Raw genomic sequence first — 13,299 nt, forward strand, 5'->3', positions numbered from 1 at the left:
GGTAGTCCTGCCGTCGGAGTTGCGTGTGTTTCTTCGATTATGCCGAGGATGCTCCCGATGCGGGCTTCGGGGTCTTCTTCGATGTCGATGCGCTACCGGATGCCTTCGTGGCCTTGCTCGGCGACGACTTGGCGGAGGTCCGCCGGGCCTTCTTCGCAGGTGCCGGACCCTTGGCGCGTTTCGCTGCGATCAGGTCGGCGGCCACCTCCAGGCTGACCTCGTTGATCGGCTGGCTCTTCGGCACTGTCACGTTGTACTCACCGTCGGTGATGTAGGGGCCGAAGCGGCCATCCTTGATCACCAACGGCTTGCCGGTCGCCGGATCGTCCCCCAGTTCGGCCAGCGGGGCGGCGGCTGCCCGGCGTCCGCGGGTACGGGGAGCCGCCAGCAGCTCTTTGGCCTGCTCCAAGGTGACAGTGAACAGCGATTCCTCGCTGGGCAGGGTGCGAGAATCATTGCCGCGTTTGATGTAAGGACCGTAGCGTCCGTTCTGAGCGGTGATTTCCACACCCTCGTCATCGGTACCGACCAAGCGCGGCAGGCTGAGCAACTTCAGCGCATCGTCCAAGGTGACGGTATCGAGCTGCATGGACGAGAACAGCGATGCGGTGCGCGGCTTGGGCCGCTTCGACTTCGGCAGCGACTCATCGTCCTCGAGCACCTCGGTCACGTAGGGGCCGTAGCGTCCGGTGCGGGCGACGATCGGATGGCCGGTGGCCGGATCGGTGCCGAGTTCGCGCTCCTCACCGGCCGGGGTGGCCAGCAACTGCTTGGCGACCTCCAGGGTCAGCTCATCGGGTGCCATGTCCTCGGGGACGTTGGCACGATTCGCCTCCGCATCCTCGACATAGGTGCCGTAGCGTCCGACCCGGACATTGATGCCGGCTTCGGGGTCACCGATCGGGAAGGTCGACACGGCTCGGGCATCGATGTCGCCGAGGTCGGTGGCCATGTCGTGCAGGCCTTCGCGCTCGTGACCGGGGGCACCGTAGAAGAAGTCGTTGAGCACCTGCAGCCGTTGGGCGTCGCCGCCCGCGATTTCGTCCAGTTTGTCTTCCAGGGCGGCGGTGAACTGGTAGTCGACCAGCCGCGGGAAGTGCTCGACGAGCAAGCGGGTGACCGCGAACGCCAACCAGGTCGGCACCAGCGCGGTGCCCTTCTTGTAGACGTAGTCGCGGGCGGTGATGGTGCGGATGATCGATGCATAGGTCGACGGGCGCCCGATTTCGAGCTCTTCGAGCTTGGCGATCAGCGTCGGCTCGGTGTAGCGGGCCGGGGGCTTAGTCTGATGGCTCTCGGTCGCGATCTCGGACAAGTCGAGATGCTGGTCGGGGGCCAGCTGGGGCAGCTTGGCCTGTTCACCCTGCTCGTCGTCGGCGACGTCGGCATAGGCCTTGAGGAAACCCGGGAAGGTAATCGTGCGTCCCGAGGCCGAGAAGACGGCGCGATGGATGTCGACGGTGGCCATTTCGGCGCCGGCCCGCAGCCGCTGCGCCAGTTCGGCAGCGATCTTCACCGACACCGCCTGACCGCGCGCATCTGTCATCTGGGAGGCGACGGTGCGCTGCCAGATCAGTTCGTAGAGCCGGGCCTGGTCACCGACCAGCTTGGCCTGCGCGGGGGTGCGGAAGGAGTCGCCGGCGGGCCGGATGGCCTCGTGGGCTTCCTGCGCGTTCTTCACCTTGGACGCGTAGACCCGCGGCGAGGCCGGCACGTAATCGTCGCCGTACAGCGCGCGGGCCTGCTTGCGGGCGGCCGTGATGGCCTGCTCCGACAGCGAGACCGAATCGGTACGCATATAAGTGATGTAGCCCGATTCGTAGAGCTCCTGGGCGACCCGCATGGTGCGGTCGGTCGTGAAGCCGAGCTTGCGTCCGGCCTCCTGCTGCAGGGTCGTGGTGCGGAACGGCGCGGCGGGACGGCGGGTGAACGGCTTGGCCTCCACCGAGTCCACCGCGAATCTGGCCTGCTTCAACGCCTCGGCGAGGTCGCCGGCGCACTTCTCGTCCACCACGAAGGCATCGGAGATGAGCTTGCCGTCGGAATCGAAGTCGGCGCCGCGAGCGACCTTCCAGTCGTTCAGGCCGGTGAGCCGGGCATCGAACTTGCGAGGCGTCGCGGCGGCGCCGGCATCCAAGGTGGCGAGCAGATCCCAGTAGGACGCCGAGGTAAATGCCATCCGCTCGCGTTCGCGGTCGACGACCAGCCGGGTCGCGACCGACTGCACGCGTCCGGCCGACAGCTTCGGCATGACCTTCTTCCACAGCACCGGGGAGACCTCGTAGCCGTAGAGCCGGTCCAGGATGCGTCGGGTCTCCTGGGCGTCCACCAGGTCGATATCGAGCTCGCGGGGGTTGGCGACGGCCGCAGCGATGGCTTCGGGGGTGATCTCGTGGAAGACCATCCGCTTGACCGGCACCTTGGGCTTCAGTTCCGCGAGCAGATGCCAGGCGATGGCCTCCCCTTCGCGGTCCTCATCAGTTGCCAGATAGAGCTCGTCGACGTCCTTGAGCAGCTCTTTGAGTTTACGGATGACAGGCTTCTTGTCGGCGCTGACAACGTACAGCGGCGCGAAATCGTCCTCGACGTCGACGCCGAGCCGGGCCCAGGGCAGGCCCTTGTACTTCGCGGGCACCTCGGAGGCGTTGGTGGGCAGGTCGCGGATGTGGCCGCGGCTGGACTCCACGACGTAGCCCGATCCCAGGAAGCGTGTGAGCATGGTCGCCTTGGTGGGCGACTCGACGATCACCAGTCGGCGGGGTGCATTGGCCACGTTGCGGTCCTTCAGGGTCAGTTGTTGTCAGGCTGTGACAGTCGGGAAGCTACCACGCGATGACAGGGGATTCGAAATATCCCTCGGCGAGCGCCTGGCGGATGGTGGGCAGCAGGATTGTGCGTTGCGCATGCGGATCGGCGTCCAACAGCCCCGCGACCGCGTCGATGATAACCCCCAGGGGCAGGCTGCCATCGCAGGCTCCGAGTACCCCGCCCAGTGCAGTGTCGACCCGCAACGCGCGCTTCAGGCCGGTGTGCTGGCGCAGCACCACGTACTGCGGATCCTCGGCCCCGGGGGTTCCCAGAGTCTCCTGGACGATGTCTTCGCGCAGCTTCAGGCTGCTGGCCAGCAGCTGCTCATCGCTGGCCCGGGCCGCCGTGATATCGCGTTGACGAGCGGCGATGGCGGGGCCGAGTGGCTGATGCACCGCGTGTGGCCACGATTCGATGGTGATATCGGGTGTCTGACGGCCCGCATTGGTGATGGTGATCCAGCCCATCCCGATGGCCCGGATGCCCAGTTCGGTGAAGTAGTCGAGCCATTCCCGGTAGCGGGCCGACCAGCTGGGGTCACCCGCCAGGCCGGCGTCGGTGAGCCACAGTTCTATATAGGCGTACGGATCGAGCCGCTCGCGTTCGATCACCCACATGTCGGCTCCCGCCGGCGCCCAGCCGCTGAGGCGATCCTCCCAGGGCTGATCGCCGGTGATCGCCCAGTTGGCGAGCACCTGGCAGATTCCGCCCTCGTTCAGGTGATCGATCGACCCGGTGACGACCTTGCGAATGAGGCCGTCCGCACTGAAATCTGTCTCTCGATAGGCCAGCCGCTCACCGCTCGGAGGGCTCATCACATAGGGCGGGTTCGTGACGATCAGATCGAACCTGTCGTCGGCGACCGGGTCATAGAGGCTGCCGTCGCGCAGGTCGACGTCGACCTCGTTGAGCTCCGCGGTGATCTTGGCGAGCTTAAGCACCCGCGGGTTCACGTCGGTAGCCGTGATCCGGTCGGCGTGGGCCGACAGGTGCAGACTCTGGACGCCGCAGCCGGTGCCCAGATCGAGTGCACTGCCGACCTGACTGTCGATGGTCAGCTGCGCCAAGGTGGTGGACGCGGAACTGACGCCGAGCACATAGTCGGGTTTGATCGGTTGGGTCCGGTAGTCGAGACCGGGTGTCGGATCGGACACCACCCAGCCGTCCCACTGACCTTCGGAGGTTTCGAAGCCGTAGGGACGCACGTCGACAGGGGCCTGGATGCGGCCATCCGGGCCTACCTCCAGCAGACCTTCGTCCATCAGTGCCTCCAGCGGTAGCGCCGCTTCGGCGGCCGAGCTCGAGACCGGCAGGTTGAGCGGAAAGAGCTTGATCAAGGTCGCGAGCGGGGTCTGGTCATCGCCGAGGGCCTCGCGGGCGGGCACCGTGCAATTGCGGTCCAGCCCGGCCTGCCCGGCCTCGCCGATGCGGGCGAGCACCGTGTCCACGGTGTAATCGGCCGACATCAAGGCGTCGCGCAGTGCATCGATCATGTTCACCCTTCCACTGTTACATGCCGGTCCCAGCGCGGGTCGGCGGCGGGTTCGGCCGAGCGGACGTGGCAAGGTTGATTCCGTGGCGATTCCCGGCTGGCTGGCGCACGATCCGCGAGTGGTCTGCGTGCGCCATCGCGATGCCCTCGACGGGCAGTGCGCCGAGTGGCCGACCTGGTTGCCCGGCTCCGTTCGGGACGCAGTGACCGGTGCGGGTATCGAACGGCCGTGGCTGCATCAGGTGATGGCCGCCGACGCGGCCTGGGCTGGTCAGCATGTGGCGGTGAGCACGGCGACGGCGTCGGGCAAGTCGCTGGGCTATCTGCTGCCGATCATGGCTGCGACCGCAGTCCGTGCGCAGGTCGCTAGCCTGGGTGTCACCACCGGCGATCTGAGGTCGAGACTGGGCGTGGCGCGCCACACGGCGCTCTATCTGGCCCCCACCAAGGCCTTGGCTCACGATCAGTGGGCGGCGGCTCGCAAGCTCGGACCGTCGGGCTGGCAGGTCTCCTGCCTGGATGGCGATTCGTCGTCCATGGAGCGACGATTCGCGCGCGACTACGCGAGTTTCGTGCTGAGCAATCCCGACATGCTGCACCGATCGGTGCTGCCCAATCACTCGCAGTGGTCCGGGTTCTTGGGGTCGCTGCGCTATGTGGTGGTCGATGAGGCACACCGCTATCGCGGAGTCTTCGGGTCGCAGGTCTCGGGAGTGCTGCGTCGCCTGCGGCGGCTGTGCCATGCCTACGGCGCCGATCCGGTCTTCGTCCTGACTTCGGCGACGGCCAGTGACGCCGGACGCTCGGGAGCGCTGCTGATCGGCGAGAACGATCCGCTGCTGGAGGTCTGCCAGGATGCTTCGCCGCATGCGGCACGCGATGTCGTCTTGTGGCGTCCGGCTACCGACGCGCCGGGTGAGGCGTCCGATCTGCTGGCGAGGCTGGTGGACGACGGCCAGCAGGTGATCACCTTCGTCGCCAGCCGCACCCAGGCGGAGCTGATCGCCTTGCGCGCCACCGATCGCATCGGGTCGGGGCGCCGGGTGGCCAGCTATCGCTCGGGCTATCTGGCGGGTGATCGCCGGGAGCTGGAATCCCGGCTGCGGTCGGGACAGCTTGCCGGGGTGGCTGCGACCAATGCCTTGGAGTTGGGCATCGACATCACCGGGTTGGATGCGGTGGTGATGGCCGGGTTCCCGGGCACCCTGGGATCGTTCTGGCAGCAGTCGGGACGCGCGGGGCGCGGCGACCGGGATGCCCTGGTGGTGATGATCGCCCGCGATGATCCCCTGGACGGCCATCTGCTCGACCATCCGGAATTCATCTTCGATCGTCCGGTGGAACAGACGGTGCTGCATCCGCAGAACCCCTACGTGCTGGGGCCGCAGTTGGCAGCGGCCGCGCAGGAGGCACCACTGAAACCCGCGGACGAACGGTGGTTCGGCCCGACGATGACGTCAGTGGCCGGCACGTTGAGTGAGCGGGGGGTGCTGCGCGCGCGGCCGAGTGGCTGGTTCTGGACCAAGGACTATCGGGCCGTCGACGAGATCGATCTGCGGGGTTCGCATGATCACCCGGTCGAGATCGTCGAGGCCGACACCGGACGCGTGCTGGGCAGCGTCGACCACGGCGCCGCCGACCGAACGGTTCACGAGGGCGCCGTCTACCTGCATCAGGGCGAACAGTGGCTGGTAGTTCAATATCTTCCGGACGAGTCGGTGGCCCTGGTGCGTTCGGTTGAGCTGCCGTATTACACGCAGCCGCTGGGCACCAGCGAGGTGCGGGTGGTGCATACCCAGGCGCAACGGCGATGCGGGAACGGAGTGATCTGCCGCGGCGAGGTCGAGCTGTCGAGCCAGGTGACCGGCTATCTGCGGCGCGATTCGCTCACCTCGGATGTGTGGGACGAGACACCGCTGGAGTTGCCCAGGCGGCAGATGACCACCCAGTCGATGTGGTGGCTGATACCGGACGAGGTCGTCGCGCGATTGTCGTTCTCGGTGGCGCGGCTGGGGGCTGCGGTGCATGCGGCCGAGCACACCGCGATCGGTCTGCTGCCGGCGTTCGCACCCTGTGACCGCTGGGATATCGGCGGGCTGTCGACGGCGCTGCATCCCGACACGCAGCTGTGCACGATCTTCGTGCACGACGGCATGCCCGGTGGTTCGGGATATGCCGAGCGCGGCTTCGACGTGGCCGAGGCCTGGTGGCGGGCCGCTTTGGAGCGGCTGACCAGCTGCGACTGTGAGACCGGCTGCCCGTCGTGTTGCGTTTCACCCAAGTGCGGCAACGGCAACCGGATGCTCGACAAGTCGTCGGCGGCCGAGTTGCTCAGCGTGCTGCTGGGGTGAGTGGGCGGGGCGTTGCTCGGCGTCGGATCCCATGAGATCGCCAGAGGGTTCCGATGCAGCCGCACAGCGGGGCCTGGGCCTTCATGTCATTGGCCGGCTTCGTCGGAGCGACTTCGGACGCCGCGACTTCGGCTTGGACAAGGCTGCCTGGCGGAAGTCCTGCGAAGAAACATCGAAGAGAAGTCTTCACTGTTCTGCTGTATTCGAATATGTGTTCGATTACAATGGGGTCATGGATACCCCCATCTGTGACCCCGAATTCCTGGCCCGGCAGGAGACCAGCAGACAAGCCTTCGACGCGTTGATACATGCCCACGACCAGTTACTGGCCGCCGAGGTCGCCGAGTTGGTGACGATCACCCACACCGCCGACCTCTGGCAGGTCGACACCGCCGCAGTCGATGCGGGAATCGAACAGTTGATACAACCCGGCCATGACGGCACCCCGCAAGTCGGGGAGTTCCTCGCCCTCGAACTGGGCCCCGTGCTAGGAATCTCACCCCAAGCCGCGATCTCCCGGATCGGTAACGCCCTCGACCTGCGAGAACGCCACCCCCTGCTCTGGCAAGCCGTGCTCGCCGGGAAAGTCCGGGTCTGGCAGGCGAACCGGATCTGCCTCGAGTGCGCCCACCTACCCGCCGCCGCCGCGCGGGAAGTCGACCAGAAGCTCAGCCAGGCCGCCGCCACGATGCCGTGGTCACGAGTCATCAAAGCACTGCCCGGACTGATCATCGCCGCCGACCCCGACCTGGCCCGGCAACGAGCCGAAGCACGACGCCAGTCACGCCGGGTACGAGTATCCAAAATCGAAGACGGACACGTCAGCTTCTGGGGTGTCGTCAACCCGGTCGACGGAATCTTGTTCGACCACGTCCTCACCCAAATCGCCACGACCCTACCCGCCCTACCAGAAACCATCCCGGGAACCGATCTCGACCGGCGCCGAGCCGCCGCCGTCGGCATCTTGGCCCGGCAAGCGTTAGGGCAGGAGGCGCTACCCACCCACACCCTGATCGTCCACATCGCTGCGGACGATCCCGCACTCACCGCCGGCGCCTCATCCCCAGCGTCGGGGGTGGCCCGGATAGCAGACTGGGGGCCGCTACTCACCGAGCAGCTACCCGCCTTCCTGGACGGATCAAAGGTCGTCGTCCGGCCCATCGTGGACCCCGCCGGGCTACGCCCAGCCGACTGCTACGAAACCCCGGCCCGGATGCGGTTCGCCATCGAACAACGCAACCCCGTCGACGTGTTCCCCTGGGGCACCCGCAAAGCCAGCCACTGCGACATGGACCACACCATCCCCTACATCGACGGCCGGGCCGGACAAACCAGCCTCGCCAACCTCGGGCCACTATCCCGTAAGGCCCACCGAGCGAAGACCCACAGCAAATGGACACTGGAACAACCGGCACCCGGGATCTACCACTGGACCTCACCCCACGGCTACCACTACCAAGTCACACCACAAGGAACCACCCGAGTGTCGGTACCACCAACTGAAGAAGCCGACCACCAGAACAGATTCGAAACCACGGTAGCGATGCGAACCTGATGCGGGGGCGCCGTCCCCGCCCTCACGGGATGTCGGAGACGACGCCGGCCCTGGACTCGGCGTGCGCGCTCTGGGGCGCTCCCGCGATCTGCGGGCGCATCTCGACGTCCACGGCGATATCCACGATGAACTCGCCCCATCCTGTGGTGACTTCGCAATTCGCCAGGACCGCGTCGTTGGCGGCGGCGGCCTGCTCGGCAACGGGGCAGGCGGGGCGTCCGTCTCGTTGGGCCTGGGCGGCCGCGATTGCCACGACATCGGCGACCGCGCGGGCCCGGGCGCCGCTGGCCAGCCAGCTGGAGAACCAGGCGCCCACGGCCGCAACCAGCATCAGGACGATCACTACGGCGAGGATTAGCATGGTGCCACTCCCCCGCTCAGCTGGCTGCTGGGTTCGCCGGCGGCGCTGCATGCTGATCACCGCCCCGCAGTCGGAGCAGTTGCACGTCCTTCGATCTCGATCGGCCCGAGGGCTCCCCAGCGGGCATCGACGGCAACCTGGACGGTGATCTGCTGGCCGGCCTCAACGACCTGCACCCGCGCACCATCCGGAACGTGCTGCTCGGCCTCCTGCGCAGCCTCCTGATCACCGCGAGCCAACTGCCGCACGATCTGGCCGGCCGCGTCGGAACAGCGCGCCTGCAATGCCACCAGGCTGACGGTCCAACCGAGCATCCCGGCCATCAGGCAGGCAGTCAGCATGCCCACGGCGAGTTCGAAGGTCACCATGCCCCGCTGTCCGCGGCGGATGGGGCCCGGATCTGCTGTGGCCGGATCTGCGGCTGTGGCTCGAAGCATCATGTCTCCTGCGCGAATGGGATCGGGGTGGTGCAAAAGAAGAGGTTCGGGTGGGCACGTCCACGTTGGCCCACCCGAACCTCGGATCTGATCAGGGCAGCATCCCGCCGACCTGCGAGATGAGATTGACGACGAACTTGAGCATCGCGCTGAAGAAGTCGTTGTTGGTGAACACGTTCAGCAGCACCAGGGCCAAAGCCACGGCGGCCAGGATCCCGACCGCGTATTCGGCCGTGGCCATGCCTCGCTGGCAAGCCGAGCGCAGTCCGCGGCCGCGGATCACGGGCGTCGGGAGGTGGGTATCGAACCGAGTAGTCATGTTTCGCTTCCTTTCAGGTGGAGCCCGTCGCCGGGCCGTGGGAGAGATCCCGCAGATCTGTGGGTCTGCCGTGGAATCGATACAAGGATTGGCAAGTGGGGTACCGGATCGGTCAGGCGGACAACACTCTGTGGACAATTCAGCGAAGTTGAGTGAAGGAGCCGAGTGTGGCCGCGATGATCGGCACGACTCCGACAAGGATGAACGCGGGCAGGAAGCAGCACACCAAGGGCAGCACCGATCGCACACCGACCGTCCGGGCGGCCATCTCGCGCCGGGCTCGGCGCAGCGCCCTGGCTTCTGCGGCGTGCACCTCGAGCACCTCGGCGACCGCCGCGCCCGATTCCGCGCAGCGGGCAAGGTCGCGTGCCACTGCACCCCACACGGTGTCATCGCGCAACCAGGCCCAGGCTTGCGCATCAGAGCGTCCCAGATCGAGATGGCCGAGGACGGCGCGCAACAGTCCGGCACTCGGTTCCGGCGCCAGCGCCGCCACATGCCGAACCGCCGCCCGCAACGGCACCCCGGCATCCAATGCGGCCGCGAACAACTCCAGACAGCCCGGCAGTTGGGCCGCGAGCTGCTGAGCCCTGCGCCGCTGGGACGCAGATTCCAGCCACCGTAGCCCGGCGATGGCCAGTGGTATCGCGCCCGCAGCCACCAGGCAGGCCGCCAGACCTTGGCCCCCCAGCAGCCAGCAGACCGCGCCGGCGAGCAGGCCGAAGCGCCACTGCAGGCCCGAGATCCGGCACAACCAGCCCGGCATCCGACCTTGCCACGCCGTCACGCGCTTGGCCCCCGAGGCAGCTGTCGCCACCTGGCGCAGTGCGGACCGGTTCGGACCCGGAAACAGGCACAGCAGCGCCACCCCCAAGGCCAGGCCCGCAATCACCGGACCGGACGTGATCATGGCTGGTCCGCCTGCTCGCCCGGCAGCCTGCCCAACAACGTGGTCCAGACCAGACCCGCGCAGACCAGACAGACGGCCGCTGCCAGGCAGATGCGCCCGACGAGCCCACCGAGCAGGAAGACCAGCGGGTCGCCACCACCGGCGAACCCCAGACCGATACCCAACAGGGGCAACAGCGCAAGCATCTTCCCGGTGGCCCGCGGAGAGGCGAGTTCGGAGGCCACCAGGCGTTCGGCGGCGGCCTCGGCTCTCAACCCCTCGGACACCCGGCTGGCAGCGTCCGCGATGGGGGCGCCGGTAATCTGGCAGAGCTGCCACGATCGGGCGAGGCCGGCCAGGCCCGAGCAGCCCGGATGCATCGCGGCCGCGTGCAGCGCAGCCGGCACATCACCCCCGATCGCCTGAGTCGCGGCGACCGGTTGCAGCAGCGCACAATCCGCCGCCACCCGGGCCAGCGCGGCCGGCGCGATGTCGCCGACCCGCAGCTGGGTCGCGACCGCGATGCAGGCCTGCACCACCTCCTCGCTGTTGTGGTGGCGTAGCTTCTCGGCCCGCGAGTTCGCGATCAGCCAGCCCACAGTGCACCCCACCACCAGCCCGGGCACCAGCCAGACCAGCAGCTGCGGAGCAAAGCTCACGCAAACCGACAACGCGGCGACGACCACCAGGCCGCGCGTCCATCCGGCCACCGAGCGGACCGTGCGGGACTGATGCCTGCGGTTCAGCCAGGCCGCGACCCGCCGGGAGGGATCCGGAGGCCACCACAGCAGCAAGCATGTTGCCAACCCAAGGCAGGCCACAACGATCACGATGCCTCCTGAGTTCCGGCCGCTATGTCCAGCAACTCGGCGAGCTGGCCCCAGGCCGGCCCTTGCCGTACCGATCGTCCATCTGTGCTTGCCAACGCCATTTCGATGTAGACATGTCCGGAACTGGAGCGTTGCGCAAGGCCGACTTGGGTGACGCTGCGGCGACCATCGGCCAGCCTGCTGACCTGAACCACCACCCGCAGCGCCGAGGCGACCTGAGCATGGCAGGCCTCGCGTCCCAGACCGCCGAGCGCGGCCAGCGCCTCCAGCCGGGCCGGCACATCTGCGACCGAGTTGGCGTGCACTGTTCCGCAACCGCCCTCATGTCCGGTGTTCAGTGCGGTCAGCAGATCGCACAGTTCGGCGCCGCGCACCTCACCGAGCACCAGCCGGTCGGGACGCATCCGCAAGGCCTGCCTGACCAGGTCCGTCATGGTGATCATGCCGGCGCCCTCGGAGTTCGCCTGACGGCACTCCATCCGAACGCAGTGCGGGTGATCGGGGGCCAGTTCGCGGGAGTCCTCGACGATCACCAGCCGCTGAGCGGCCGGCATCAACCCCAGCAGACCGGCCAGCAAGGTGGTCTTGCCCGACCCGGTTCCGCCCGAAATCAGAAATGCGACCTTGGACGCCACCAACGCCTGCAGTACCTCGGCCATTTGGGTGCAGATCGAACCGTTGGCCACCCAGTCGTCCAAGGAGAACGAGCGGCGCGCCGGAACACGCAGTGACAAGCAGGTTCCCGGATCGGCGATGGTTGCGAGCACGGCGTGCAAGCGGGTGCCGTCGGCCAGCCGTGCGTCCACGAACGGGCAGGCATCGTCCAACCGGCGACCCACGCTGGCCGCGAGCCGGGTGGCGAGCTGACGCACCTCGGCGTCGGATTCGAAGCGGACCTGGGTGTCTTCGAGTCCGTGGCCGCGATCGATGAAGACCTGATCCGGCCCGTTGACCAGGACGTCGGTCAGCCCCTCGATGCTCAGCAGAGGCTGCAGGCGGCCGGCTCCGATGCTGCCGCGACGCAGGGCTTCCACGGCGTAGAGCACCATCGCGTCGCTGACCACCAGCCCCAGCGCCCGCAGGGCATCCGCAACATCGCGTGGTGTCCAAGTCCGGCCCAGCCCGGCGAGCCGGACCCGCACCATCTCAAGATCATGCTCGGTCATCGGGCATCAACTCATCGAGAAGCCGATCGCAGGCCCGGGCGAATCTGCCCCGCCGCAGCCCGGGCGGCGTGCCGGTCTCCAGGCATCCCGGAAGCGCCGGGTCGTGCGGTACCGCGCCGATCATCGGCAAACCCAGCGTCTCGGCGACCATTGCCCCGTCCAGCCGTCGCCCGGGACCGGTGCGCAGCACCACGACCGCATCGTCCAGCCCCCAGTCGGCCACCTTGGATCTGGCGGCCATGACGGCCTTGACCTCGGCCGCGACTACGAGCAGATCGACGGCGCGCGGCATGACTGCCCCATCCGGATGCGATCCGGCATCGAGGATCACCAGGTCGTGACTGCGAACCAGCGACGCCACCGCCGCATTGACAGCCTCCGACGAGGGAAGACCCGGTCCCCTGCGGCGCCCATCGTTCAGCCGGGGATGACCCGTCGAGATCAGATCGACCCCGCTGACATTCGGCAGCTGCCCGCTCAGATCGCCGATGTGCCCCGCGGCCGAGGCCAGATCGGGCCACCGCCAGCCGGGGGCCTGCTCGGCACCGAAGACCAGATCGAGACCGCCGCCGGTCGCGTCCAGCTCGGTCACGGCGACCCGCAGCTGCTGTTTGGCCGCCCGTTGCGCCAGGCCCGCCGCAAGGGTGGTCGCGCCCACCCCGCCGCTGCCACCGATCACGCGTAGCACCACGGACGCATCGTCCGGCACTTCGTCGATGCCTGCCAGCAGGGAGCTGACGAAACCGGTCTGCTGCGGCAGCACCATCACCGGGGCATCGAGTGGCACCGACCACGACATTAGAACCGCCGCGTCCGGACCGCACAGATGCACCTTGCGGCGCGGTGGCAGACCGAGCCCGGCCACCGACGAAGCCTGATCGGCTCCGATCAGGACGACCGACGCCCGCAGCCAATTGCGGCGCAGCGTCTCGGTGTCGCGAGCCACCTCGGGCTCGACTTGAACTGCGGCGGCCGCCGCCATGATGGCCTCGATCACGGCAGCGTCACGGGAAACTATCAGGGGTGCCGACATGCCCACAGTATTGGTAAGCCACCATCCCAATCGGTCACAGCGAGCCGAGATTGTGGAT

General features: G+C 67.6%; 11 protein-coding genes. 2 read left to right on the forward strand and 9 right to left on the reverse strand.

The window, feature by feature from the left end:
- Positions 1–37: 37 nt before the first annotated feature.
- A complete protein-coding gene (gene topA, locus QUE25_RS04450; RefSeq protein WP_286267951.1) occupies positions 38–2,773 on the reverse strand; it encodes a type I DNA topoisomerase in 2,736 nt (911 codons plus the stop codon).
- A gap of 49 nt (positions 2,774–2,822) precedes the next feature.
- Complete coding sequence (locus QUE25_RS04455; RefSeq protein WP_286268491.1) at positions 2,823–4,301, reverse strand: DUF7059 domain-containing protein; 1,479 nt, start codon at positions 4,299–4,301, stop codon at positions 2,823–2,825.
- An 82-nt stretch (positions 4,302–4,383) separates the two neighbouring features.
- Here QUE25_RS04455 and QUE25_RS04460 point away from each other — a divergent pair, with 82 nt between their 5' ends.
- Both QUE25_RS04460 and QUE25_RS04465 read left to right on the forward strand, forming a co-directional pair.
- Positions 4,384–6,651 carry a DEAD/DEAH box helicase gene (locus QUE25_RS04460; protein WP_286267952.1) on the forward strand — a complete coding sequence of 756 codons (2,268 nt, stop codon included), beginning with the start codon at positions 4,384–4,386 and terminating at the stop codon, positions 6,649–6,651.
- A 232-nt stretch (positions 6,652–6,883) separates the two neighbouring features.
- Positions 6,884–8,206, forward strand: coding sequence for a DUF222 domain-containing protein (locus tag QUE25_RS04465; protein WP_286267953.1), 1,323 nt, complete (start codon positions 6,884–6,886; stop codon positions 8,204–8,206).
- Between the two features lie 22 nt (positions 8,207–8,228).
- Here the strand turns inward: QUE25_RS04465 and QUE25_RS04470 are convergent, their stop codons facing one another.
- The 7 genes from QUE25_RS04470 to ssd all read right to left on the reverse strand — a co-directional run bounded on the left by QUE25_RS04470 (position 8,229) and on the right by ssd (position 13,241).
- Positions 8,229–8,618, reverse strand: a complete 390-nt coding sequence (locus QUE25_RS04470; RefSeq protein WP_286267954.1) for an Rv3654c family TadE-like protein — start codon at positions 8,616–8,618, stop codon at positions 8,229–8,231.
- Between the two features lie 5 nt (positions 8,619–8,623).
- Positions 8,624–9,004 carry a TadE family type IV pilus minor pilin gene (locus QUE25_RS04475; protein ID WP_286267955.1) on the reverse strand — a complete coding sequence of 127 codons (381 nt, stop codon included), beginning with the start codon at positions 9,002–9,004 and terminating at the stop codon, positions 8,624–8,626.
- A 91-nt stretch (positions 9,005–9,095) separates the two neighbouring features.
- On the reverse strand, positions 9,096–9,323 hold the full coding sequence (locus tag QUE25_RS04480; RefSeq protein ID WP_286267956.1) for a DUF4244 domain-containing protein: 228 nt from the start codon (positions 9,321–9,323) through the stop codon (positions 9,096–9,098).
- Between the two features lie 139 nt (positions 9,324–9,462).
- Positions 9,463–10,233 (reverse strand): type II secretion system F family protein, encoded by a 771-nt coding sequence (locus tag QUE25_RS04485; protein WP_286267957.1) that lies wholly within the window; start codon positions 10,231–10,233, stop codon positions 9,463–9,465.
- A complete protein-coding gene (locus QUE25_RS04490; RefSeq protein WP_286267958.1) occupies positions 10,230–11,042 on the reverse strand; it encodes a type II secretion system F family protein in 813 nt (270 codons plus the stop codon). Before QUE25_RS04490 ends, QUE25_RS04485 begins: the two co-directional genes overlap by 4 nt.
- Positions 11,039–12,208, reverse strand: a complete 1,170-nt coding sequence (locus tag QUE25_RS04495) for a TadA family conjugal transfer-associated ATPase (protein WP_286267959.1) — start codon at positions 12,206–12,208, stop codon at positions 11,039–11,041. The genes QUE25_RS04490 and QUE25_RS04495 overlap by 4 nt, the downstream gene beginning before the upstream one ends.
- On the reverse strand, positions 12,195–13,241 hold the full coding sequence (ssd, locus tag QUE25_RS04500) for a septum site-determining protein Ssd (protein ID WP_286267960.1): 1,047 nt from the start codon (positions 13,239–13,241) through the stop codon (positions 12,195–12,197). The genes QUE25_RS04495 and ssd overlap by 14 nt, the downstream gene beginning before the upstream one ends.
- Positions 13,242–13,299: the final 58 nt, after the last annotated feature.

This window comes from Brooklawnia propionicigenes (assembly GCF_030297015.1).
In the GTDB taxonomy this organism is placed as follows: domain Bacteria; phylum Actinomycetota; class Actinomycetes; order Propionibacteriales; family Propionibacteriaceae; genus Brooklawnia; species Brooklawnia propionicigenes.